24 protein-coding genes are annotated in these 25724 nt (G+C 33.7%); 4 read left to right on the forward strand and 20 right to left on the reverse strand.

The features are described 5' to 3' along the window. Window positions 1–211: 211 nt before the first annotated feature. On the reverse strand, window positions 212–1537 hold the full coding sequence (locus F5ESL0237_RS05735) for a PTS sugar transporter subunit IIC (protein ID WP_233551933.1): 1326 nt from the start codon (window positions 1535–1537) through the stop codon (window positions 212–214). A gap of 17 nt (window positions 1538–1554) precedes the next feature. Continuing rightward, the gene (locus F5ESL0237_RS05740) at window positions 1555–2916 is read right to left on the reverse strand and encodes a glycoside hydrolase family 1 protein (RefSeq protein WP_122024883.1); all 1362 of its coding nucleotides are present in this window, start codon (window positions 2914–2916) and stop codon (window positions 1555–1557) included. 133 nt (window positions 2917–3049) lie between these two features. Between F5ESL0237_RS05740 and F5ESL0237_RS05745 the strand changes: the two genes are divergently transcribed. Beyond that, the gene (locus F5ESL0237_RS05745; protein WP_158593164.1) at window positions 3050–3763 is read left to right on the forward strand and encodes a GntR family transcriptional regulator; all 714 of its coding nucleotides are present in this window, start codon (window positions 3050–3052) and stop codon (window positions 3761–3763) included. Window positions 3764–3810: 47 nt separating this feature from the next. Here the strand turns inward: F5ESL0237_RS05745 and scrK are convergent, their stop codons facing one another. From scrK to F5ESL0237_RS05790, 9 genes are all read right to left on the reverse strand, one after another. Continuing rightward, window positions 3811–4686, reverse strand: a complete 876-nt coding sequence (scrK, locus tag F5ESL0237_RS05750) for a fructokinase ScrK (RefSeq protein ID WP_122024885.1) — start codon at window positions 4684–4686, stop codon at window positions 3811–3813. A 10-nt stretch (window positions 4687–4696) separates the two neighbouring features. Continuing rightward, window positions 4697–6628, reverse strand: a complete 1932-nt coding sequence (locus tag F5ESL0237_RS05755) for a transcription antiterminator (protein WP_122024886.1) — start codon at window positions 6626–6628, stop codon at window positions 4697–4699. Between the two features lie 40 nt (window positions 6629–6668). Beyond that, window positions 6669–9284 (reverse strand): glycoside hydrolase family 38 C-terminal domain-containing protein, encoded by a 2616-nt coding sequence (locus tag F5ESL0237_RS05760; protein ID WP_122024887.1) that lies wholly within the window; start codon window positions 9282–9284, stop codon window positions 6669–6671. 8 nt (window positions 9285–9292) lie between these two features. Beyond that, on the reverse strand, window positions 9293–11962 hold the full coding sequence (locus tag F5ESL0237_RS05765) for a glycoside hydrolase family 38 C-terminal domain-containing protein (protein WP_122024888.1): 2670 nt from the start codon (window positions 11960–11962) through the stop codon (window positions 9293–9295). A gap of 77 nt (window positions 11963–12039) precedes the next feature. Then, complete coding sequence (locus F5ESL0237_RS05770) at window positions 12040–13137, reverse strand: PTS fructose transporter subunit IIC (protein WP_122024889.1); 1098 nt, start codon at window positions 13135–13137, stop codon at window positions 12040–12042. A gap of 3 nt (window positions 13138–13140) precedes the next feature. Further along, window positions 13141–13458 (reverse strand): PTS fructose transporter subunit IIB, encoded by a 318-nt coding sequence (locus F5ESL0237_RS05775; RefSeq protein WP_090092262.1) that lies wholly within the window; start codon window positions 13456–13458, stop codon window positions 13141–13143. Window positions 13459–13463: 5 nt separating this feature from the next. Further along, window positions 13464–13913: a PTS sugar transporter subunit IIA gene (locus tag F5ESL0237_RS05780; RefSeq protein WP_090092264.1), complete on the reverse strand. Its 450-nt coding sequence runs from the start codon at window positions 13911–13913 to the stop codon at window positions 13464–13466. Window positions 13914–14123: 210 nt separating this feature from the next. Further along, a complete protein-coding gene (locus F5ESL0237_RS05785; protein ID WP_122024890.1) occupies window positions 14124–15407 on the reverse strand; it encodes a glycosyltransferase family 2 protein in 1284 nt (427 codons plus the stop codon). Between the two features lie 9 nt (window positions 15408–15416). After that, window positions 15417–15896, reverse strand: a complete 480-nt coding sequence (locus F5ESL0237_RS05790) for a cell division protein (protein WP_122022123.1) — start codon at window positions 15894–15896, stop codon at window positions 15417–15419. Window positions 15897–16088: 192 nt separating this feature from the next. On the opposite strand from F5ESL0237_RS05790, the gene F5ESL0237_RS05795 reads away from it, so the two are divergent. The 3 genes from F5ESL0237_RS05795 to F5ESL0237_RS05805 all read left to right on the forward strand — a co-directional run bounded on the left by F5ESL0237_RS05795 (window position 16089) and on the right by F5ESL0237_RS05805 (window position 19468). Beyond that, window positions 16089–17162, forward strand: coding sequence for a S66 peptidase family protein (locus F5ESL0237_RS05795; protein WP_122024891.1), 1074 nt, complete (start codon window positions 16089–16091; stop codon window positions 17160–17162). A 357-nt stretch (window positions 17163–17519) separates the two neighbouring features. Next, window positions 17520–18200 carry an ABC transporter ATP-binding protein gene (locus F5ESL0237_RS05800; RefSeq protein WP_122024892.1) on the forward strand — a complete coding sequence of 227 codons (681 nt, stop codon included), beginning with the start codon at window positions 17520–17522 and terminating at the stop codon, window positions 18198–18200. Beyond that, a complete protein-coding gene (locus F5ESL0237_RS05805; protein WP_122024893.1) occupies window positions 18200–19468 on the forward strand; it encodes an ABC transporter permease in 1269 nt (422 codons plus the stop codon). Before F5ESL0237_RS05800 ends, F5ESL0237_RS05805 begins: the two co-directional genes overlap by 1 nt. 40 nt (window positions 19469–19508) lie before the next feature. On the opposite strand, the gene F5ESL0237_RS05810 is transcribed toward F5ESL0237_RS05805, so the two are convergent. The 9 genes from F5ESL0237_RS05810 to F5ESL0237_RS05850 form a co-directional block, all read right to left on the reverse strand. Next, the gene (locus tag F5ESL0237_RS05810) at window positions 19509–19877 is read right to left on the reverse strand and encodes a DUF6176 family protein (protein WP_228150092.1); all 369 of its coding nucleotides are present in this window, start codon (window positions 19875–19877) and stop codon (window positions 19509–19511) included. 88 nt (window positions 19878–19965) lie between these two features. Then, entirely contained in the window at window positions 19966–20361 is a 396-nt protein-coding gene (gene rpsI / locus F5ESL0237_RS05815; protein WP_090092275.1) for a 30S ribosomal protein S9, read from the reverse strand. 12 nt (window positions 20362–20373) lie between these two features. Next, a complete protein-coding gene (rplM, locus tag F5ESL0237_RS05820) occupies window positions 20374–20817 on the reverse strand; it encodes a 50S ribosomal protein L13 (protein WP_090092276.1) in 444 nt (147 codons plus the stop codon). A gap of 106 nt (window positions 20818–20923) precedes the next feature. Further along, on the reverse strand, window positions 20924–21709 hold the full coding sequence (gene truA, locus F5ESL0237_RS05825) for a tRNA pseudouridine(38-40) synthase TruA (RefSeq protein ID WP_122022129.1): 786 nt from the start codon (window positions 21707–21709) through the stop codon (window positions 20924–20926). Continuing rightward, window positions 21709–22506, reverse strand: coding sequence for an energy-coupling factor transporter transmembrane protein EcfT (locus F5ESL0237_RS05830; RefSeq protein ID WP_122024894.1), 798 nt, complete (start codon window positions 22504–22506; stop codon window positions 21709–21711). The genes truA and F5ESL0237_RS05830 overlap by 1 nt, the downstream gene beginning before the upstream one ends. Before the next feature lie 4 nt (window positions 22507–22510). Beyond that, a complete protein-coding gene (locus F5ESL0237_RS05835; protein ID WP_122022131.1) occupies window positions 22511–23356 on the reverse strand; it encodes an energy-coupling factor transporter ATPase in 846 nt (281 codons plus the stop codon). Next, on the reverse strand, window positions 23332–24183 hold the full coding sequence (locus tag F5ESL0237_RS05840) for an energy-coupling factor transporter ATPase (RefSeq protein ID WP_122022132.1): 852 nt from the start codon (window positions 24181–24183) through the stop codon (window positions 23332–23334). Before F5ESL0237_RS05840 ends, F5ESL0237_RS05835 begins: the two co-directional genes overlap by 25 nt. Window positions 24184–24359: 176 nt before the next feature. Next, on the reverse strand, window positions 24360–24743 hold the full coding sequence (rplQ, locus tag F5ESL0237_RS05845) for a 50S ribosomal protein L17 (protein WP_090092283.1): 384 nt from the start codon (window positions 24741–24743) through the stop codon (window positions 24360–24362). 26 nt (window positions 24744–24769) lie between these two features. After that, a complete protein-coding gene (locus F5ESL0237_RS05850; protein ID WP_122022133.1) occupies window positions 24770–25708 on the reverse strand; it encodes a DNA-directed RNA polymerase subunit alpha in 939 nt (312 codons plus the stop codon). Between the last annotated feature and the right edge of the window lie 16 nt (window positions 25709–25724).

Genomic DNA, 25724 nt, shown 5'->3' on the forward strand with positions numbered 1-25724 from the left:
ATAAATTCAGTATTATTGATAAAAATAAGAAATCATAACTTAATTAGAAACCCCGTACTATTCTCAATAACAATCAAAGCAAAAAGGGTTAACTCCGACTTACTATCGGAAATTAACCCTAAATTAAACAATCTATTCGACCTTATGTTCATGTCCCAAATTATTATGAATATGAATTTCGTAACTAGGTTTATTGAGATAACGATTCAAGTTATTGCAGTTCTGCTTGCTTTAAAGCTACTCGCTCAGAAATTTTAATGAACGGAATATAGAATAACGTACAAACTATTAAAATGATAATTTGAACTAATACAACCTTCCAATCTCCCGCACTGGCCAAAAGTCCACTTAAAAGTGGAGGAGTTGTCCAAGGAATTAGTACACTAAGTGGCTTAACAAAACCAATTGCCGTTGCAAAATATCCAATTAATGACCCAATTACTGGACTTAATACAAAAGGAATAATCATTGGAATATTAAAAACTATGGGAAAACCAAAAATGATTGGTTCATTAATTTCAAATATTCCCGGAACAGTTGCCAATCTAACTACATCTTTATACGGCTTATAGCGCGAAACCAATAAAACAGCAATAATCAAGGATAAAGTCAGCCCGGTTCCGCCCATTTGTGAATATACTGTTACAAAGTCTGTGTTGATAATATGAATTGGCTGTTTACCAGCTGCAACAGCTGCCATATTTTCGTTCATGTTAACCAGATTCAATGGGTCAAGAAGTGAGCCGTTAATAACAGTTTGATGAATCCCAAGAGTATAAAGAAAATTACCTGTAGAGTATATTAATAAAAAGCCTGGAAGAGAAGTATTAACTGACCGTAAGGGATTTTGAATTAAGCGCGAAATTAAAGTTACCAAATCGGTCTTAAAATAAGCTAAAATAGCTGCTAAAATACCAAATACACTTAAAGTTAAAAGTGATGGGATTAAAGAGCTAAAGCTTTGTCCTACGGCAGGCGGCACCTGATCTCCTAAATTGATTTTCAGTGCTTTAACTTTAGTCAATCTAATATAAATTTCGGTCGCCAGTAAACCAATAATGATACCAGCAAACATGCCCGTTGTACCAATTTGTGAATATAAAGCTGCACCAGTTATTTCAACTGGTTTTTTCCCTGAAAGCGGCTGAACATTGACTTTAATCGCTAACATAATAAAAACTGCTGACAAAGACACTGCAGCGGCAGAAATTGGATTTTCGTAAACCTTATTTTTAGCTAAATAATACCCAATCAGGGGGGCAATTAAGATACTAGCTACATTTAATGTGCCGTTTGTTAAGGCTGTGCCAAAAACTTGAAATCTTGCTAAAATTGCTCCCTTCATTAACCAAGTAAAAATGACATTATTAAACAAAACAGCAACACCAGCTAAAATAAACATTGGCATTAATGTGGCAAAAGCATCTCGTAATGATCTTAAATGAACCTGGTTACCAATTTGGACTGAAACTTCTGTAAATTTATCTAAAAATTTTTGTAATTGTGGATGAGCCTGATTCCTAGCTGAATTATTCACTTTAATCACCTCTAAACTCAAGTTAAATCTTGACCATTTGAATGAATAACTTTTTTCAACCATGCATAACTTTTTTTAGGAACGCGTTTCATATCACGCAAATCATGATTTGTACGATTAACATAGACGACACCATATCTTTTTTCCATATCACCTTGTGAACTCATAATATCAATTAGGCCCCAACCGAGGTATCCCATTACATTTACTCCATCTTCATTTATTGCTTGTTGCATTGCTTTAATATGATCGCGATGGTAATTAATACGATAATCATCAGCAATTTGATGCTTACCATCCCACCTTTCTCGTACCCCAATTCCATTTTCAATAGGGAAGACAGGCAAATGATAACGTTGATATATTTTATTTAAAACGTCTCTAAATCCTAGAGGATCTATTTGCCAACCCCATTCAGTTGACTTTAAATAAGGATTATCCTTTTTACCAAAATTCAAATACTGGTTAGGGGGCGTATTTTCAGGAATTTTACTAGCATCAATTGTACTAGACGCATAATAACTAAAACTTAAAAAATCACTTTTCAATTTGGCAATTTCTACCAATTCAGCTTGATTGACCTGAATATTAATACTCTGCTTTTTAATATATTGGGTAACAGCAGTCGAATATTTCCCCAAAGTAAAAGCATCGAGTAAATTAAAATTCAAAAACTCATCGACTTGATTAGCCATAAATACATCTTGCGGATTAGCTGTTGCTGGATAGACTTGACTATAAGCTAACATGCCACCAATTTTTGCCTTAGTTTTATTGTGTAAATAATTTGCAATTGTCGCATGACAAAACATTACATTATGCGCAATTTGATATAGTTCTGAAATTGTTTTCTTGCCTCTTAAATAACCTGAAATTTTAAAAACTTCCATCGTATGATACAAATTTTGCTCGTTAAAAGTAATCCAATATTTAACTTTACCTGCAAAATGATCAATCACGATTTTGCTATAGCGAATAAAAGCACGACAAACTTTTTTACTAATAAAGCCATTGTAGTCCTGAGCTAAATGTAATGGCATATCAAAATGATAAAGACATATCATCGGTTGAATATTACGTTTGCTTAGTTCATCAACCAACTTGTCGTAGTAGTCAAAGCCCTCCTTATTGATAGTACCATCACCATTCTTAATTATGCGCGACCAGGATACTTGAAAACGATACATATTCATTCCTAAATCTTGCATATAATCTAAATCTTCAGTTAAATGGTGGTAGTTATCGTTAGCAAAATGCCAATCACTTATGTGATCCCCGGCCTTTCTAATGTCATAAACAGATAAAGTTTTTCCCCCTTCATTCCAGCCACCTTCTGTTTGCATACTTGAAGTTGAATTTCCCCAAAAAAATTTAGCCATCATATTTCTTCTTTCTTAAATTTTAAAAGCGCTTTCAAAATAATATTATTGCACTTTACTTTCCAAGTAAATATTTGCCAAAATGTAAGTAAAGTAAATTGTCTACTTATGAAAGATGAAAGGAATAACTATTATGCATAAGCAACCCAAATATGTTTTAATTGCCAATCAAATTGAACAAGATATTCTTTTGCACAAATACCAATGTCAACTACCCCATATTGATCAATTGGCAAAAACTTATCATACTAGTAAGGTAACAATTATTAATGCCCTACATTTTTTACAATATAAAAGTATTGTAGCGCCAATCCGTGGTCATGGAACTATGATTCTGACAGCAGAAGAACAAGAAATTTCCAAAAAGGATAATGCCGTTGAACACGTAGGTTTTACTGAACGAATAAAAAATAGCCAATTTTTAACAAGTCATATAATTTCTTTTGATGTGCGCAAACCTACTCATCAAGAAATTACTTTATTAAAACTGAATAAACAGGAATTAGTTTATGATATTATCCGTTCACGTCTTTTACACAATAGTCCAGTTAGACTAGAATATACAATTATGCCCGTCAAACTGATCCCCCAAGTTACGCCTAAAATATTAAAAAAATCTATTTATCATTATATTGAACACGATCTTAATTTAAAAATTGGCAAAGCGAATCGCACTTTTCGGGCAGATAAAGCCGATGCTTATGATCAGTTATACCTAAACTGTCAAAAAAATGATCCAATTTTTGAAATTGAACAAGTCTGTTTTTTAACCAATGGGCTACCTTTTGAATATTCCCAAACTAGAAATCGCTATGATCAAGGCGAAGTGACCTTAAATCATGTATAAAAAAAGACAAAATGATAATAAACTCATTTTGTCTTTTTGATTTTTAACTAATCAATGGCTCTGAGGATTCTTTTGGCCAAAGCAAAATTTCCTACTGTCGCTGAACCATTATCATGAATTTCTGGCATTGTGATATATCTGTTTAGATCTGGTACTTGAAGATAGCCGTTTAACATTTGCGCAAAATCACGGCGCACTTTTTGTAAAAACGCTTCACTAGTTACACCGCCACCGAAAACAATTTTATCAGGACGAAATAATAAAGTTGCCTGCAATGCAGCCTGAGCAACATAATAGCTCATTATATCCCAAACTGGATGTGAAATTGGAACTTCGGCTCCTTTTTTACCAAGACGTGCTTCAAACGTTGGCCCTGCAACAAGTCCTTCTAAACAATCAGCATGAAAAGGACAAATACCTTTAAATTTCAAGTCATTTGGGTGGCGTTTAACCTTAACATGGCCCATTTCTGGATGCCCTAAACTGCCCACCAGCTTACCCGCAATAATTGCACCGCCACCAACTCCAGTTCCAATTGTGTAATATAGAAGAGAATTAATGTCTTCGTTAGCAAGTAAAGTCATTACATATTCACCATAGGCTGAACCATTCACATCAGTAGTAAAAAAAATGGGTACATTGATTTCCTGTTTTAGCATACCCACAATGTTAGTATCTTGCCAGCCTTTTTTGGGCGTCGTCGTGATATAACCATAATTATGAGCCGTTTTTCGAATTTCAATTGGTCCAAAAGATGCAATACTGATTGCATCAACTGGATACCCCCTAAAATAGTCTATAACTTTTTTTATTGTTTCTTGTGGTGTAGTTGTTGGTATAGTAATTTGATCTTGAATTTGATAATTTTCATTACCTATTGCACAAACAAACTTTGTTCCACCTGCTTCAATTGAACCTAGCATTTCTATCTCCCTAATAACTTTTTTTAATTAACATACTAATAGCGTTCTTCACTTCCTGTGCATTAGAACTCTTATCTATTATTTTCCTAAAGGTGGGGTTGGTTTGCAAGTCCACAATAAAATCAAATAATTTTTGGATACTTAAATAATCATCACGAGAAATCGCCAGGAGAAAGATATACTTTACTTCGTTCTTTTCATCCCACTTAATTGCTTTACTTAAACGTGCAAATGAAACTTTAGATTTTTTAGTTGCATAGCCTAAAGAATGAGGAATAGCAATTTTCCCACCAATAGCCGTTGAATACATTTGTTCTCTTTCATACACTTTTTGCATAAAGTCCTTATTTACAATTGCTTTGCTCTCCAAATTTTTTATTAACATATTTAACAATTGCTTTTTAGTCATATTTTGCTTGACTAAGTAAATATTTTCCGTATCAAACAATTTATCAATTTTTTGGTATGGATTATTAAGTGACTTCAAATATTCAGAAAGTTGAATAATATCATTATTTAAATTCACCAAATCAATTTGAATGACTGGAATAGGTGCATCAGTAATCGGAACCATTGTAATTAAAAAATCATTATCAGTAGCTTTTCCTGCTAAATATTCCTCATAGGTATAAGTTCCCGTAATATTTAAAAAAGCTGTGAACTGTGACTGCAATTTTGCTCTAACTAAAGCAGCAGTTGATATACCATTGCCACAAATTAAAGCTGTATTTTTTTTGGTTGATTTCATCCCTTGCCGTTCAATTGCAGCACCCACATGTAATGTGATGAAGGACAATTCATCATCATCAAGTTTTAAATTAAGCATATGTTCCAAATATGGTGCCGAATAAGCTGTAATTTCATAAGCATAAGGAAATGTAGATAAAATCACACTCAATAGTGGATTTTTTCTATTGCCATTAACTTTTTTTATTTTGACTAAATTATTTAAATGTTGAGTTAAGTTAATACATAATTCTGGATCATTTACTAAGTCTAATGCAAACTCTTTTTTTATATTTTTTAAAAAAATCCTGACCGCCTTATTAATATCTTTATTAGTTTTAGCCCTAATTTTATCAGTAACACATTCAGGATAATTCATGGCAAAATGATAAATTAAATCATTACGTTCACATTCATTTAGCTTAATGCAAAATTCTTTTTCCAAATTAATGAATAATTTGCTAATAGCAGCTGAAACATTACCTTTGATTTTTAGCTGATGAGATTTCTCTAGTGAATAACCTAGCTTTACTCGTGAGATTGCTAGGGCAATATGCAAGATTATATTTTTTGTATTAATATCTGATAAAGAATAATTATATTGCTGTAAAAAACTATGGACTATCTGTTTTAATCTATCAAGTCTAATATTAGCAAAAATAATTTTTTCCTGTTCAGTAAACCCCACAATATAAGCATTTGAACTTTTATTAATTAATTTGGTAATAATGAATTTTCTTTTAACAGTTTCTGTTCCTTTTAAGTAATAATAATCTTTTGATTTAATAATTTTTAGTCCAACTTCATTAAAATCTTTTTTTATTGTTACTAAATAAGTAAAAAAAGTATTGTCACTAATAAAAAAGCGATCAGTTAGTTCAGACAGTTTAATTTGATTATTAACTAACAAGTATTGCTCAATTTCAATAATTCGTTCACTAGAACTTGAAGCTGGTAAATTACTTTGCGCAATCTTCATTAATTGTTTACGTAAATTTTGATCTAAATAAGCAAGATAAAAGCCACTTCCTCTTTTATTTTTTATTTTTACTTTGTAATAATCCAATTCCTTATTTAATTCCTGAATATCGGACCTAATCGTTCTCGTACTAACATTATATTTTTTAGCTAGAAAAGCGGAGGAAACATAACAATTGGCAGAATTATTTAATAAATCTTCCAAAATATTGCCCAATCGTTTATAGGATAGTTTCATACCGTTCCCCTTTTTGTAATCCACTTTTACTTACACATTACTATATCTGTTTGATTAAAGTAATCATGTCATAGGGAGCAATTTGAAAACTTTGTTTTCCAATTTCTTCAAGGCCATTAATAACTTTATAACCCAATTTTTCAAGATATAACACATCCTGTGTCTCACTAGTAAGATTAGATAATCGCAAAATAAAACTATTTTCTACCGTATAGGCAAGATACAGTGCTGAAACCTCAACCCCTGGTTCAATTGTCAGCCAAGATTGCTCTTTTTTAAGTTCATGAAGCCCAGTAGGATATTCTATATCCCATAATTTATTATCTAAACGATTCACAATTAGATTATGTGTTTGCATTTGATAACCAACAGATGGGGTATACCACTTAGTTAAGTCCTGAGCTATCTGTTTTTCATTTAATTTTGAACCATTATAAGCACATAACCCAAAAACGAATTCATTTTGTCCTAATTCTTGCGCTAATGGGGTTGGCATCATTACATGCCCCACTGAAGTAGTATCACCAGAAGCTCGGCCAGGACGCCATAGTAAATCAGATTTACCCAATTGCCCTGTAGTTGCCATTAACGTAATTAAAAGGGAATCTGCAACTTTCTCATACTCTTTTTGACCCGTACCAAAGAAGTATAATCCGTTAATTTCATCGCACAGGCCAACACAGCGATCGAATACATAAATATTTACCGGCTTTTCAACAAATTCATCATTCCAATCATCTGCAATCTTTTCATTAATAGTTTTTCTAAAGCCACCTTGAATTTGAGCATGTGCAAAATTAGTGGTAATTCCTGTTTTTATCTTTAGCCGCAAACGATGAGATAGAGCTTGATTATCAATCTCCAATTTGGCACCTAACACAGGTGAATCTTTTCTTAATTCTAGGATTAATTTATATTTTATTTCAGCAGTTTGTTTTTGCTTTAAACGATCTTTTAAAGTTCTTGGCAGCTCCCAAGTTCCTGTTAAAGTCATACGTTCAATGCCTGAAGCACTATATTTTTTAACATTGCCATTCCATGGAAGCTGCATTTCTTGATCACCTTTTAGTGGTGAAAAGTCATAAGTATCACCATCATTTCCTTGATCATAAATACGAATCACATCAGGAAAAATTTTATTAGCCGTTTTCATTGTGAATTTGCCATCTGAAAAAGATAGGTCAATATTTTGATTAGTGATTTTCGTCCCCACATCTTGCCTTAATTCTTCACACGGTGTTTCGCAATCTTCAAAATGAACTACTTGATAGCCTAATCCTTGCATCTTAATTTTTAAGCTTACCTTTATTTTGTAATATCCAGGTTCATCTTTAAATTCATAACCATTAGGAGTTAATTGCATAATATTAGGACGCGATAGTATCTTCTCACTGGCTAAAATAACCGCCTGATTTTGATTAGGAAATTTAATTTTTTTACTTGAACTAATAATTTCAATTGTCTTACGTCCATCAAAATTATAAGGATCGGTATTAAATACAATAACATCATGATCAGTTAAAGATAACCGTTGAGCCAATCTTTTTTTGATATAATTTTCAACTCCTGCCGCGATTTCAAAAGCCTGCTTAAAACGGTGGTCTATATCAATGGCTACATTATCAGTCACACTACCACCAAGAGTATCGTGAGGCTGTAATTCAAATAATAATTTCCAGAGTTTAATAACGATTCCGTTAGAAATTGGAATATTCGCGTAACGTGCAATAATCATTAATGGTTCCAGTCTTCGAGTAATTACTTGCTCTAAGTTAAAATTTTGTCTTTTATTTCTTGACCTAACTGAAGTAATTGTACGGTGAACGCGCGAGTAGGTAGGGTAGCGCAATTCTCCCTGATATGTAGGTAATTTTTTACTATGTAATTTAGCCATAAACTTGGGATAAGTACTGTTGATAACCTCATAACGAGAATATTTGTTCACCTCCTTCAATGTTGCTGAAATATTATGAATAATATTCATTTGATCGATACCAGATGGTATTAAAACTTCATCATGGTGACCATTTGCGGCTTCAAATTCTATTCCTTTATCTAAACGCTCTTTAACAAATTTTTGCAAATTTTGTTTTGAGACTAAATCAATTTGACCGGTATAGTAACCCAAAGGAAAATTTGCTGCAAAAACTGCCTTCCCGCCCAGTGCTTTCCACTTGAAATAAACTGAATTAGTTTGCCTTTGAAAGTTTGTACCACGCCAAGATAAAAAATCATGAATATCAACTTGATGTAGGATCATTGGCAAATTGGCATTAAAACCAAATGTATCAGGCAAATAGCCTAGCATCATTGGATTACCATAGTTTTCTTTAGCATCAATAATGCCAATAATTAAATTTCTAAGTAGCGATTCAGCGCTTGGAACCATCGCATCCGTTTGTGTGTACCACGGGCCAATAAAAAGCTGTTTACGCTCTACTAAACGATGAATTCTTTTCTTACCCTCAGGATGAATTTCAACGTATTCATCAATGATAGACATCTGACCATCTAAAGTAAAATTTGCTTCCGGATGATTCTCTAATTCATCTAAAACTTCTGTAAATAATTGATCACTCAGTACTTGTGCATCTTGTGATGTAAAATACCATTCTCGATCCCAATGAGTATGATTGACAAAATATGCTTTAACCATAATCCCTCCTAAAATTGACAATAAACTGTTATAAATTTTGCATGTTTTAATTTGGGTAAAACTACTTGATTATTTTCAATTAATAATTCTGATTGACCGACTCCTTTTAAATTAACCAATTTAACAAGCTTAGGAGTCTGGGTGAATACAATTTTCCCGCCTACTTCATGGAATAGTGGATTATATAATCGGATTTCATAGGACTTAGTACCAGGAACTGTTTTAATTGTGCTTGTTGCCAAATTACTTTCAAGTTTAAATAAGCTCAATTCCTCTTGGTATTTTCTTTTCACTGGGTTAAATGGAAAAGTTAATCGGCCATTTAAGAACTCTGCGTACTCATAAATTTGTAAAGGAGTATCCCACTGCTTTACTTCATTTGCCAAGCTACTTTGATCATAAGTTGTAGCCAATGTTTTTAAAGCAAATTCAAAAGATAACTTTTTTTGCAATTGAGCCTGTGGTGTAACCACGGTCTCATCACCAGAAGCTCTACCAGGTCGATATAACAAATTTTTTTTGCCCAACATCCCATAAGTACGAAAAATTGTTAACCTCATAATAGAATGGTTTTTTCCAATACATTCATACTCTCTTACACCTTGAGGTATTACAGCCATACATCTTGTATTATTAGATATGGCAACAAAACTTTGCATCGTATTGATTGAAATAGGCATTTCCTGCCATTTATCAGTTTCTTGCCGCCATAAAGTCAGTTCTTTTTCTTTAACTACTTGTCTTTTAACCGTTCCAAATTGCATATCTGCAATACTTGTCTTAGTCACTATTTCACTATCAAAATTAATACACAATCGATGACTTTTAGACTTTCTATTATCAACATTAATTTTAAAAGCAATAATTTTGCTATTTTTAGTTAAAGTAACCTCCAAACTAACTGGCATGGTAGTATCAACAACTTTTTGCGCACGTTTAGTTAAGTTACTTGGTATTTTAAAATTAAAATTAATGATTAACTGATTTTTTAACTTTCCTAAATATTGATAAACTTTATAAGATTGCTGAGTGGAAAAGATATGCATATCTTTTCGTGGTGGTGAATAATTATAGGAGTCCCCATCGTCTCCATTTTCTTCTAGAATAGCTTGATTTTGATAAAGATATTGATTACTTTTATCCAAAATATTTAAACTACCATCGTCGTTAACTTCAATACGGTAAAATTCATTTTCAATCATCTTACCTTCAACAATTCTCTTAAGGTGACGCTCTTGATCAGGTAAAACAGATAAGTATAGTTGCTTATATCCAAATGATGGAATTTGTGTACATTCGATATCTAAATCAATTTGATAAACTTTTTGTGGATGATAAATTTGCTTACCTGGATCTAATTGAATAGTTGCATCAGTTATTTTTTTTGTTACATCTTTAATATTTGTAATTTCAAATTGAATATTGCTACCCTGTATATCTCGAATTGAAAAGGCTCGACTTGGTGAATATAGGGTATAATGTAAGACCTCATTACGAATAACTGGCATTGAATTAAATACTGTAAGAGTTATTGGATGATTAGCATTTTCTATCCTAGTAGAAATTTCTCGCATGGTAAGTTCAACTAGACCGGTTGCAAGATCTTGAACTTCTTTATACCGCATTTCAATATCTTCGTTTACACGATCAGAAACACAATTTCCCATTGAATCATGAGCAGCATTTTTAAACATTTTTTTCCAAATATCATTAACTGCTTGCTCTGGATATTCAAAACCAAAGTAATTACCTAATGTAAGTATAGGTTCCATAATATTACTCAAATAAAATTGTAACTTTGTATTGAGCTGTTTAATATCCGCCCTAGAGGAATAAATTGATTTATGCACACGCATGTCTTTTCCACAATCTTGCTCACCACTTATCCGTTTCAATAGTGGATTTTGTTGACGAACTGCCTTGATATATTCTTCAAGCGAAGCAACTTTAAAAGTAAATTTGCCAGCATTAGCATGATTTAATTTACTAGTAAACTTTGGCAAATCAAATCTAATTGGAGCCATATCAGAGCCGTTAGGAAAAAGTAAATTATTAGTGGTTGCTGTCAGAGTAACCGTTTTAAATGGTTCTTCTGTCATTAATTCTGCTAATTTAGTTTCATTAATTACACCACCAATAAAATAGCCACAAGCCATCCGGTAAACTGTAACTTCTGAGCCATCTTCGCCCTGCCAAATAAATTCAGATTTAGGAGCGCTACTTAATGAGAATCCTCGATATAAAACAGCATCATGAATATCAAATTCTCGGTATATTTGTGGCATACTTGATTCCTGACCAAAGGAATCAGGAACATAAGCAATATTCATGTAGCCACCCAATTTATCGCATTCTTGCATTCCAATGCGTAAATTATTAACAATACTTTCTGCTGAAACCATGAATTGGTCGGTTTGCGTGTACCATGGACCTAAAATCAACCTTTTATTCTTTACTAACTTTTTTACCCGATCCATATCCTGTGGTCGCCATTTTAAATAATCTTCTATAAGTGAAGCTTGTCCATCTAATAAAAAAGAGTGATATTTTATATCATTTTCTAAACAATCGATTACATCTTTTAAATCTTTTAAAAGATAAATTTTTGCAGTAGAAGAAGTAAAAAACCATTCTCTATCCCAATGCGTATGCGGAACAATAAAAACCTTTTTAACCATTATTTCTCCTAAAGTTAAAAACTATAGTTTGAAAATAACGATGATTTAATTTTCAACTATAGTTTTTACCGTAATTATTATTGAATGTTTAATTCTATATCATCATCGCTCATCGATTCTTCACCAGTTGAGTTTTGATCAGTAAAGTCTGCAATTAATGGGGCTACAATTGCAATAAATATAGCACAAACTAAAATTCCAGCCAGATATGCAATAATATTATCAGCCGTTAAAATACCAGGCAGTCCTCCTAAAGGGGGAATATGTGATTTTACTCCTAAAAAAGCTCCAGTAGCTGAGCCTAAAGCACCACCAATGATATTCACAATAATCAGTTGTGGAGCCTTCATCATAAACGGAATTGCACCTTCTGTAATTCCAAATGTACCCATAATCAAATTATTATGACCCATTTCTAAAAGTTCAGAAGAAAAACGATTTCTAGGCCAAATAAAACTCATAATGGCGTAACCCATGGGAATTGCACAAATAGCAATATTAGTATATAGACATGGTTGATAAATTCCCTCGATAAAGAAGAAATTTCCAACTCCCCAGGCTGCTTTATTAACGGGGCCACCAAGATCAACACCAATCATGCCTCCCATAATAGCTGCGAGTAAAATTGCATTCGTCTTTTGTTCAACCATGAATTTTACCCATGAAGTTAAACCATTATTAATCCAAGCTAATGGTGGTGTAAGCACCACACCTACAAATAAGGCAACTGACCCCACGGTTAAAAGTGGCATAATAATTAGCTCAATTGCCGAATTCCATTTATCTGGAACTTTAATCTTTCGGCACCACCGTGCAACATACCCAGCAATCAGTCCCGCAACAATTGCACCGATAAATCCTAATTGATTGTTAGTAGCAAGCTGACCACCAATAAATCCTGCACCTAATGCAGGTTTATCTCCTAGTGCATAAGCAATGTAACCGCCAATAACTAAATTAACTAACCCAATTCCAATCCAACCAACCTGATTGATTTGATACAACATATGAAAAAATCCACTAGATTTTGCGAATTTTGATAAGTCACCATAGCCAAAGCACATGCCAATCAACTGTGGCACTCCGACTACTAAGGCACCACCAATTACAGTAGGAATCATATACGAAATCCCACTCATCACGGCTCCTTCCCATTCTTTTAGCAACCGTTTCATTTTTTAGTCCTCCTTTTTAATCGCGGCAGCACACTTCTTCAAAACAGCTTTTGGTGCTTTAATACAAGTATTAATATCTACCCTAATTACAGGCTTGCCTTCAAATCTTTCCATACTGGTAATTTTTTGGTCAGAAGCAATGAGTACAAAATCTGCTATTTTTGCTTCTTCTTGAGTAATTGCATTAACTGGCCCCATCATCCCCTGTTGTTCAATCTTAACATTCCAACCTAATTCTTTACCTGCCTTCTCTAAGGCTTTAGCTGCCATTGGTGTATGTGCTAAACCTGCTGGACAAGCTGATACTCCGACTACATTCATAATTGTTACTCTCCTATTCTTTCATTAATAAAATTTGCTATTTCATTTCTATTAGTCATTCGCCGTAATTCTTTTTTAAAATCGTGTTCCAATAAGGCTGTCGATAAATTAGCCAACATTTTTAAATGCTCATTGCCTACATTTTGAGGTGGAACCATCAAAGCAAAAACATCCGTTACTGGTTGATCATCATATGTTTGCCACTTTAAAGGATTTGCCAATCTAAAGTATAAAAAGCCAGCCTTTTTAACAGCAGCAGTTTTAGCATGTGGAATAGCAAAACCATCTTCTAAACCAGTAGAAAATTCCTTTTCCCTATCAATAAAGCTCTTATTTAAAGCTTTAGCATCCGTGGTGTAACCTGTTATAACAGCGACTTCTGAAATGTACTTTAACAAAGAATTAATGCTTGATTCACTTACATTTAGAAAAACGTTTTCCTGTGAAAAATTCATTTTTATTATCACTTCCAATTCCTAAAAGGCTTTACTGAAATTAAGCCTAACTTAAATTGATTATTTTGTAATTAGTAACAATTTCCATTTAAGTTGGAAAAAATATAATTTAAATATTTTTACTTTATTTTGCTTTTTTAAGAAACATAAAAAGCGTTCTTCTAATTAGAAAAACGCTTTTAAATTAATTAAAACAAAATTACCTAAAGACTATCTTGTCGGACTGACCCAAGTACCGGATCCATAGCCCAAGATCGTTTTTACTGCGGGAATAAAAGTAGTAATTATTGTAATAGTATTAATTACCCATAAGCATAATAAATAAATAGGGGCGAATAAAATATAACTTAATTTATTCCCACGAGTATCAATCAATAAAGCCGTAGTCAGCTGTAAAGTTCCGGCAATCATTTCAAAGCAAATAAGTAATAAAGTTGAAAATATTAAATATAACAGCTGTGGCCAATTTTGCGTAGCACAATAATTGATTACTAAAAAAATAAAAATTATTGACGAGATAGCAAAAAAGAACGACCACAGAATACTAAATGTTTGGTCAAATAATAATAACGATTCGCCTAAATTTTTAATGGGATGGCGTAAAACTTTTAATAAGTTAGTCAACCAAACTTCCGTACCACCCTTAGCCCAACGTTTACGCTGATGGTATAAATCTTTTAGTGTTTCCGGCACTAATGTATAAGAAATAATATTAGGGGCAAAAACTGACAGCCAATTATTTAATTGATGGTCCCACGCAATACTAATATCTTCAGTAGCACGATCTTGACGAAATAAGCCTACATCCATTAAGGCGCTTTTACGATACATCGTATTTGCGCCACTGTACGCAAAGATACTACCAAAAACACCCATTTCAGCCCGCTTAATGATTCCAACAATACTAGAAAATTCAACAGTGATTGATTTAGTAATCAGTTTAGTCCGATTCCTAACCTCAACATTAGAAGTTACGGCTGCAATATTTTGTCCTTCTGGACTATTAAAGTAATTAACATATCGGTTTAACGCATCCGGTTCTGGGATGGTGTCAGCATCGTTGCTAAGTACAAGTTCTCCCTTAGCAAAAGCTACCCCGACGTTAAAAGCATGGGCTTTACCCTTATTTTTTTCAACTCGAATAACACGCAAATTGGAATAATGTTTTTGAAGGGATTGTAAAATTTGCGGTGTTCGATCTGTGGAACAATCATCAATTACTAAAACTTCATAATTATTATAATTTAATTCATTAAGTAAATAAGTAACAGTTTCTTTTAAACTTGCTTGTTCATTATGGGCTGGAATCATAATCGTAATAAAGGGCGCCTTATTTTCAGCAATAGTAGTAAAAGCCTTCTTCTTATTGCGAAATACATATCTATAACATAATCCTCCGACAAACCAACCCAATCCACCTAGAATAGGATAAGAAATTAAGATTAAGAATAATCCATTTAGTAACGGTTTAATTGTTGACCAAGTTATATCCATCAATTAACCTCATTTCTTAAACAAACGTTGCGCAAAATCATTTTCAAGATTTTGTTCTGGTTTAACACTATAGAAATTATATTGCTGGCGCTGTTTTAAATCACCAAATTTTTCGGTCCAACCTTGCTCAATTAATTTTTCATGTCTCATACGGCGCTTTTGATCAACTACTCTCTGCTTGGTCCAAACAAAAGCAAAATGACGGTTATTATGAACGGTCAAAAATAAATAGGTTATTATAATGATAATGAAGATAATTATAAAAAATTCAATTAAAAATTTCATAGGTAAAATAATATCCGAATAATATTTAATATGCGCTTTTTGAGCAATTTGCGGAAAATGTAAAATTATATAAACGCCAATAAACGGTGAAATAACACCCAGCCAGCCAATTATGGCAATTATTGTTTGCCTTATCTTTAAATGCCAATTTCCTGAAGTAAAATAGTCATCTTGGGCTAAGTCAGAAAAAGATCTATGACTCATTATTAGTTTCCTCCTTATCTTATTCCATTCATGGATACCTAATTCTTTTATATTTACTTTATTATTATTACTATTTTAGGTCAAGAAAACAGAAATTATTAAATTGTTTTTGATTTTTCACCATCTATTGTATTTACTTAACCTATGATATACTGATGTTTAATTATTTTATAATAAAAAGGAGGCTAAATTTTGTTAGTAAAACCACATCAATTACAAAAAGGTGATCAAGTAGCACTAATTAGTTTGTCTAGTGGTGTCTTAGGCGAAAAGCAGGTTCTTCATGAACGAAAATTAGGGGAAAAGCGCTTAAAAGAACTAGGTCTTAAATTTATTTATATGCCTAATTCCTTAAAAGGAACTACTTACCTAAAAAAGCATCCCAATGAACGGGCTAATGATTTAAAAGAAGCTTTTATGAATCCTGAAATTAAAGCAATTATTGCGGCCATTGGCGGTGATGATACTTATCGCTTGTTACCATATTTAATGGAAGATTCAGATTTTATTAAAGCAGTACAAACAAGCCCCAAACTATTTACAGGATTTTCGGACACGACAAATAATCACCTAATGTTTTATCGATTAGGGATGCAGAGCTTTTATGGACCTAATTTTTTAAATGATCTCGCAGAATTAGATGTTAGTATGCTAGAATACACCCTAAATACTTGGAATCATTTCTTTATTAACCCACCTACAACTAATATTCCTGCAAGTCAAACTTGGTATGAAGAACGAACCGATTTTTCGCCTAAAGCAATCAATCATCCTCGAATTAGCCATCGCGATACTGGTTATCAAGTGCTTCGAGGAAATGGAATTATTCAAGGGCGACTTTGGGGTGGCTGCTTAGACAGTCTCTATGATGACTTGACCCAATATCGTTATCCTGATCAAGCCGAAATTATTCGGCATTACCGATTAATTTTATCTCCCCAAGAAGCTCAAAACATCATTTTATTCATTGAAACTAGTGAAGAATGTCCCTCTCCAGATTTATATGCCCAAATGCTTGATCAACTAGATCAAGCAGGTCTTTTAAAATCTGTTCGAGGAATCTTAATGGGAAAGCCACAGAACAATTACTATGTTAACGAATATCAGACCAAGCTTTTAGCAGCCACTGCAAAGTATCAAACACCCATTTTGGCAAACGTTAATATTGGTCATGCCTATCCCCACACCGCGCTTCCTTACGGCGCTCTTGCGCAAATTAACCTTGATCAGTCTTCTTTAAAAATTTTAGAACCATATTTTTCTTAACTTAAAAGCGTTATCCAAAACATTGAATAACGCTTTTTAAAATTACTACCTTTTTAATAATTAACCTTTTTTTCTATATATCTGAGCCACCTTAATTTTAAACTGATTCCATTCATTTTTAATAACTTGTAATTCCATTTTACCTACCTTTGTTATTTTATAATAGCATTGCTTCCGTCCCTGAAATGGTTCATCTCATGTTAGCAAGTATTTTTCTCTTTGCAAACTAGCAAATAATATGAATAAAGCAAAACATTCTATCATTTAGCATAAATTATTTTATATTTATTTAATAAAAGCTTGAATTTTATTAAATATAGTGTATTATTTATATATAACACTAAAGGAGAGAGAACAATGAGCTTATTAGAAACTCAGAATGTGGTCAGAACTTATGGTAAAGGCACAACCAAGTTTGATGCATTACGCGGAGTTAGTTTAGCAATAGATAAAGGTGAATCAGTTGCCATTATTGGTAAAAGTGGATCTGGAAAATCAACTTTAATGCATATTATGGCTCTTCTTGATCAACCAACTTCCGGGAGTATTTTATTAGATAACCAACTAACAAACAAAATTAAAGGGCGAGCTTTAAATAAATTACGTAATCAAACTTTTGGCTTTGTCTTTCAACAATTTTTCTTAAATGCTCAAGATACCGTTCTTGAAAATGTAATGTTGCCATTAAAAATTGCTGGTGTAACGGGAAAAAGGCGCAAGGAATTGGCTTTAGCGGCAATCAGGGCGGTTGACCTTGAAAGTAAAGCTCAAAATAAAGCTAGTAACCTTTCTGGTGGTCAAAAACAACGTGTTTGTATTGCTCGCGCACTAGTTAATGAGCCACAAATTATTTTTGCTGATGAGCCAACTGGTAACTTAGACTCAACTACCGGAGAAATGGTAGAAAATATTTTGTTTAAGTTACATCGTGAAAAAGGAATTACCTTAATCATCGTTACTCACGATCCTGATCTGGCTCAAAAATGTCAAAGACAAATTCAAATTAAAGATGGTCTAGTAGTTGAAGGGGGAGCATAATGAAGTATCGCGATATTTTAAACTCGGCTGCCAGTAATTTATGGCACAACAAAGGGCGAACATTTTTAACAATTATCGCTGTGCTAATCGGGGCTTTAACCCTGAGCATTACAATGGGGATTAATTCTGGTGTCAATAATTACTTAACCAAACAAATTGGAAACGTTGGTAATACTGAGCAAATGATTATCGCTCCTAGTTTTTCTAGTGGCAATAGTAATGGTGCACCAGAAAGATACAATACCAACAAAAGTAGCAATAATGCTGACGGAATGTTGACTAAAAATGACCTCAAGAAAATCAAAACAGTTAAAGGTATAAAAGATATTAAAGCATTAAAGGATAGCAACGTTACTTATGTCCAAGGACTTAATAAAGTCAAATATGTTATCGATGCTCAGCCAACCCTGGGAATTGCTTATGACTTAAAAGCCGGGCGACAAGTTGCAATTTCAGGTAATTCATCAGAAATTCTTTTAACTAAACAAATGATGAAAGCCTTTGGTTATCACAATGCTCAGCAAGCTTTAGGAAAATCAATCACACTTGTGACTAATTCACCCGTTACCAAAAAGAAACAAAAAATTTCAGCTAAAATTGTTGGTATTCGTAATGATAGTATGATTAGTAGCGGTCAAAATGTTTATAGTCATGGCTTAAGTCAAAAAATAATCAAAGCCAATCAAGATGGCATGCCTAAGGCACTTAAAGATCGCTATGTTGAAATTGTCGCAACACCAACTAGTAAGAATCCTGATAAAATCGCAACAATCGAAAAGAAATTAGCTAAAAAAGGTTACACTGCCCAAACTTTAAAGGATGCGGTTAAGCAACTCTTTCAAACCTTTAATATTGCAACAGGTGTATTGATTATTTTTGGAGCAATTGCTCTAATCGCTGCCAGTTTTGGCGTTATCAATACCCTTTACATGTCAGTTCGTGATCGAACACGGGAAATTGGTCTAATGAAAGCTTTAGGATTAAGCCAAGGCAAAGTTTTTTCTATTTTTAGTTGTGAAGCAATTTTAATTGGTTTATTTGGATCACTTCTAGGGTTACTTGGAGCTATGGGGATAGGTCAGGCCTTAAATTCAGTTGCCAGGAAGACTTTCTTAAAGGGAATCGATGGCTTTACCCTAATTCAATTTAATTGGCCTAATAGTTTACTAATTATTGGAATTATTTGCTTAATTACATTTTTAGCGGGAACACTGCCAGCTAGACGAGCAGCTAAGCTCGATCCGATTACCGCTTTAAGATATGAATAAAAAAAAAGACGAAAGTAAACTTTCGTCTTTTTTTTACTTTTTAGTTTTCTGCTTTTTTTATTATTTGCTCAAGTCTAGGAGCTAATAGGCTTTGTTCTAATATCATGTCAACTGGATGATATTTTTCATCAATACATTCATCCCAGTATTCTAAATGTTTTTTATCAATATAGCTCCCAGACTCTTCCACTGCATTTCCCCCAATACCTTGGATTGAATACCAGTAGAAATATGTATAGCCATCTTGATTATCTTCTTTAAATACAGTTTCAATGTACATTTTTTCCCCAGCCATAGTTGCAACGGTATCTTTATGATGCTGATTAAGAAAATCCATCCACTCTTGTGCTTTTTTTTCTTTACCTTTTTTTATTCTAAATCTTGTGAGCTCTATCTGAACATTGATCAATTTATATTTCCTCGTATAAAAAAACATCAACCAGAGATTGATGCTTTTAAAATTACTAGTAATTAACCAGTATAAATTCAATAAAGAATTAACGCTTACTAAATTGTGAAGCTTTACGGGCTTTCTTCAAACCTGGTTTCTTTCTTTCAACCATTCTCGGATCACGAGTTAAGAAGCCAGCCTTCTTTAATGGGCTACGGAAATCTGGATCAACTTCAAGTAAAGCACGTGCAATTCCCAAACGAATTGCACCAGCTTGACCTGAAAAACCCCCACCATTAACGTTAACTTTAACATCGTATTGATTTTCAGTTTCAGTCAAAGTCAATGGTTGCTTCAAATCCTTAACTAAGTTAGGGAATGGAATATATTGATCAATATCTTTATTATTAACAGTGATCTTACCAGTGCCTGGTACTAAGCGTACACGCGCAACTGAATTTTTACGGCGACCAGTACCTGCATATGCAACTTGTTGTGCCATTTATGTAACCTCCTAGATTAACTTGTTAATGTCTAATGCTTCAGGTTTTTGTGCTTCATGCTTGTGTTCAGCATCAGCATAAACATGCATCTTCATAAATTCTTGATGACCAAGAGTATTCTTTGGAAGCATCCCCTTAACTGACAATTCAACTAATCTAACTGGGTTATTAGCAAGTAATTCACCAGCTGGAGTGGCCTTAATGCCACCAAGATAACCAGAGTGGTGGTAGTAAATTTTGTCAGTAGCTTTCTTACCTGTCAACTTAATCTTGGCAGCGTTAATAATAATAACGTTATCACCAGTGTCAACATTAGGTGTATATTGAGGCTTATTTTTGCCTCTCAAAATAGTTGCTACTGCTGTAGACAGACGTCCTAGAGAGACATCTGTTGCGTCAATAACATACCACTTACGTTCAATTTCATTAGGTTTTGCTAATTGTGTAGTACGCAATTTAATTTCCTCCGTTTATACGTTGTTTGAAAACAATAAGATTCCGGGGCCTATCGTGGACAAACATACCATATTAGAATACGTCCTTTTATAAAAAAAGTCAATATTATTTACTGTCTTGCCGATATTTTATTGGAACATCCTCATAGAAAACGTGGTATAGATAGAGACCATTTGCTTGTGCCGTTTCTCGAACCTGATTACGATCTTTAGCTTTTATTATCCGCGGTATATCATTAACTGGTCGTTTGCCATTACCTATTTCTAATAACGTTGCTACTAAAATCCGAACCATATTATATAAAAATCCAGAACAAATAAAATCAAATATTAACTCATTGGCCTCCTGGTCAAAATTAACATCAGTATAATACATTGTACGAACTTTATTCTTAATTTGACCACCACTAGCAGTAAAACTCGTAAAATCATGTGTCCCAACTAAATCTTGAGCAGCAATTTTTATTTTTTCTACGTCAATGGGGTAAGGATAGTGACCCGTATAAAAGCGCTTAAATGGATCAACAAAGCGATCTAAACTCATTCGATAGCGATACCACTTGCCTTTAGCGCTATAGCGAACGTGAAAACTTGGATCAACAATTTCACATTTTTTAAAAATAATGTCTAATGGCATCATTGAATTGAGGGCATAAATCATTCGCTCGGCTGCAATTTTATTGCCAGGATAATCAAAATGAATAACTTGGTCATAAGCATGGACGCCAGCATCAGTTCTACCAGATCCTTCAATTGGAACCATTTCTCCCTTAGTCATTTTAATAAGCGCTGCTTCAATTGTCTTTTGAATAGTGCGCTGGTGTGGCTGGGATTGAAAACCATGAAATAAATGCCCATCATAGGCTAAAGTCATCTTATATCTTGTTTTCATTAATTTGTCCTAAATATTAATAATAAAATAACTAAAATTATAAAATAAACCAAATTAATTAAATCATATAATGACCACTGCAATATTCGATATCTAGTGCGCCCTTGATCACCGCGATAGCCGCGCGATTCCATTGCAGTTGCTAAATCAATTGCCGTTTCAAGAGAACTAATAAAAAGAGGAACCAAAAGAGGCGTAATTGCCCTAGCCCGAGTTATCAAACCGCCATTATTAAAATCTGCACCCCGTGCACGTTGGGCATTCATAATTTTAAAAGTTTGGTCAAATAAAGTCGGCACGAATCTTAAGGCAATTGACATTACCAAAGCAATTTTATCAACTGGAACCTTAAACAATTTCAGCGGTGTTAATAACCATTCAATCGCATCAGCAATTTCTAAGGGCATAGTTGTCACTGTCATAACTGTTGAAATTAAGACAATAAGCGTAAAACGAATAAAAATATAAATTGCATTGATAATACCATAACTTGAAATCGCCAACATCATCCATTGCCAATATACTTTGCCACCTACGGTAAAGAATAATTGTAACAATGACGTGAAGAGGATTAGCCAAATGATTGGTTTTACCCCATCCCAAAATACTTTACCTTTTAATTTTGTAGCAGCAACTGCTACTAAACTAAAAATTGTCAGGATTGCATAAGTAGCTGGATTATTAGCTAAAAAAATCACAAAAATAAAAAGAATAGTCGCAACTAACTTTCCGCGCGGATCCATTTTGTAAACTATCGAGTCACCAGCAATGTAGCGGCCAATCAAAATTTTATTCACAAGCTCACTTCCTTAAATTATACTTGATTCCGGCTATCAATTCTTTTTTTGTTAGCGGTAAATCAGTAAATGTGTAATTCGTTAGTTGCGAAGCAAACAATGATGCCCTTGGTTCATCCAAGTAATGCTTTTTTAACCAGCTACGATCATTAAATATTTTTTGCGGTATATCATGCTTAATTAAGCGTCCCTTTTCCATCACTAGGACATCATCGGCATACTCTACAACATCATCCATATTGTGCGTAACTAAAATAATAGTATGGCCAGCTTTTTGATATTCAAAGAAAAGTTGCATCATTTTTGCTCTGGCACGTGGATCAAGACCAACTCCTGGTTCATCCAAGCAAAGAATTTCAGGTTCATAGGCCAATACTCCTGCAATTGCTACCCGTCTCATTTGCCCACCTGATAATTCAAAGGGTGACCTATTAGCAATATCTTTTGGTAATCCAACTCGGTCTAACCACATTTGCGCACTAGCTTTTGCTTTTTCTGAATCATAGCCAAAGTTTTTAGGTCCAAAAGCAATATCATCAAGAACTGTATTTTCAAATAACTGTGTTTCTGGAAATTGAAAAACTAAACTGACATGCCGCCGTAATTTTTTTAAATGCTTATCAGTAGTTTCTGGTGTTATAAGACTACCCGCAATTTCGATTTGCCCACTAGTGGGCTTTAATAGTGCATTAAAATGTTGCATTAAAGTCGACTTACCACTGCCAGTATGACCAATAATTGCTGTAAAAGAATTATCTTTTAACTCAAAACTAACATTATCTAGTCCTTTTTTTTCAAGGGGAGAACCTTGTGAATAAACATAACTCACTTTTTGGAATTTAATTGACATAAGTAATTAATCAACTCTTTTTCTGAATTTATAGTATCCGGTATATTTATCGCATTGCTCTGCAAATCTTTCTTTACTTGTTGAAAAAATGGTACAGTCAGTCCTAGTTCATTTAATAACTTAGTTTTTTTAAAAACATACTCAGGTTTTCCCTGAGTTACTATCTGACCATCATTCATTACCAGTACTTGATCGGCTAAAGCTGTTTCATCAATATCATGTGTAATTGCAATCACAGTTAGTCCATATTTGTCTTTCATTTGCTGTACAACTTGCAACACCTGACTTCTTCCATCGGGATCTAACATAGATGTGGCCTCATCTAAAATAATAATTTTAGGCTTAATGGCAATAATACCTGCAATCGCCACTCTTTGCTTTTGCCCGCCAGAAAGAGAACCTGGTTCTGCATCTGCATATTCACTCATTCCAACAGCTGCAATTGCTTTAGGAACAATTTTCGTCATTTCTAAGCGAGAAACCCCTCGATTTTCTAATCCAAAAGCCACATCATCTGCAACTGTCGCACCGACGAATTGATTATCAGGATTTTGAAAAACAACCCCCACACGGTCCCGTATATCCCAAACAGTTTTTTGGGTGAGCCGAATTCCATCAACTTCAATTTTAGAATTAGCATTTTCGTCCGCATCAAGTAACCCATTTATTAAACGAATAATAGTCGACTTACCACTTCCATTATGTCCAATTATAGAAGTCCATGAACCTCTTTCAATGTCAAAAGTCACATTATTAATTGCGGGCTCTTTAGCATCAGGATAAGTAAAACTCACATTTCTAATTTTAATAATATTATCTATCGTCATGCTTTTGGCCTCCTAAGGTATGAGTTAATTGTACCAAAAAAAGGCAAAAAAAATCACCCATGAGGAGGGATAATATGCATTATCTAAGCTAGACTAAACTTTCGTCATCATCCTAACGCTTATTCTCACTCTCATGGATAATTCTTAATAGCTATTAAGTTTTGGTTACTCTCAAATTAAACTAATTCCAAAATAACCATTGGAGCACCATCACCCTTACGAGCAGTGGCTAACTTCATAATTCTGGTATAACCACCATTACGATCTTTGTAACGAGGTGCGATATCACTGAAAAGTTTTTGCAAAGCTGATTTAACAACAACTGCATCTTTTTCTTCATGGATGTCAGCAACTTCATTACGAACAAAGGCAGCAGCTTTTCTTCTAGCTGCTAAGTCACCACGTTTACCTAAAGTAATCATCTTTTCGGCAGTTCTGCGTACTTCTTTAGCACGAGTTTCAGTAGTAACAATGCGTTCATTCATAATTAATTGGGTAGTCATCTCTCTAAGCATTGCTTTTCTATGTGCACTATCCCAACCTAATTTACGGTATGCCATTCAGTTTACCTCCTTTTATTTTTCAGTTAATCTTCTTGACGAAGTGAAAGTCCTAGGTCAGCTAATTTATTTTTAACTTCTTCTAATGATTTTCGGCCTAAGTTACGTACACGCATCATGTCTGCTTCTGTTTTGTCGGTTAATTCTTGCAGAGTATTAATGCCTGCTCGCTTAAGACAGTTATAAGAACGAACAGAAAGGTCAAGCTCTTCAATCGTCATTTCAAGCTTTTTCTCTGCTGTATCGTCTTCTTTTTCAACCATTACATCGTTAAATTTTGTACTTGTATCAGCATTTTCAAACACTTTAAAGTGCTCTGCCAAAATTTTGGCAGCAAAACTTAGGGCGTCATTAGGCTTGATTGAACCATCAGTCCAAATCTCTAAAGTGAGCTTGTCAAAATCGTCTCTCTTACCAACACGAGTTGATTCAACTTGGTAATTAACTTTTTCGATTGGTGAAAAAAGAGAATCAACCGGAATAACACCAATTGGCATGTCTTCACTCTTATTGTCGCTTGCTGCAACATAACCACGACCATTCTTAACGGCAACTTGCATATGCAAATGTCCACCGTCTGCAATGGTACAAATATATTGGTCAGGATTTAATATTTGAATATCAGCGTCAACCTTAAAGTCATCAGCAGTTACAACTGCTGGACCTTCAACGTCAATTTCAATAATTTTTTGTTCATCTGAAAAAGACTTTAATTCAAGCTTCTTCAGGTTCAGAATTATTTTGGCAACGTCTTCTTTTACACCAGGAACGGTTGAAAATTCGTGCAAGACATCATCAATTTGAACATATACTAATCCTGTACCTGGAATAGATGTTAGTAAAACTCTACGTAATGAGTTACCTAAAGTAGTACCAAAGCCTCGTTCAAGTGGTTCAATAACAAATTTACCATAAGACTTCTCTTGGTCCACGACGGTAATATTTGGCTTTTCAAATTCAATCATTACTAGACCCCTTTCA

The organism is Lactobacillus sp. ESL0237 (assembly GCF_003692985.1).
In the GTDB taxonomy this organism is placed as follows: domain Bacteria; phylum Bacillota; class Bacilli; order Lactobacillales; family Lactobacillaceae; genus Lactobacillus; species Lactobacillus bombicola.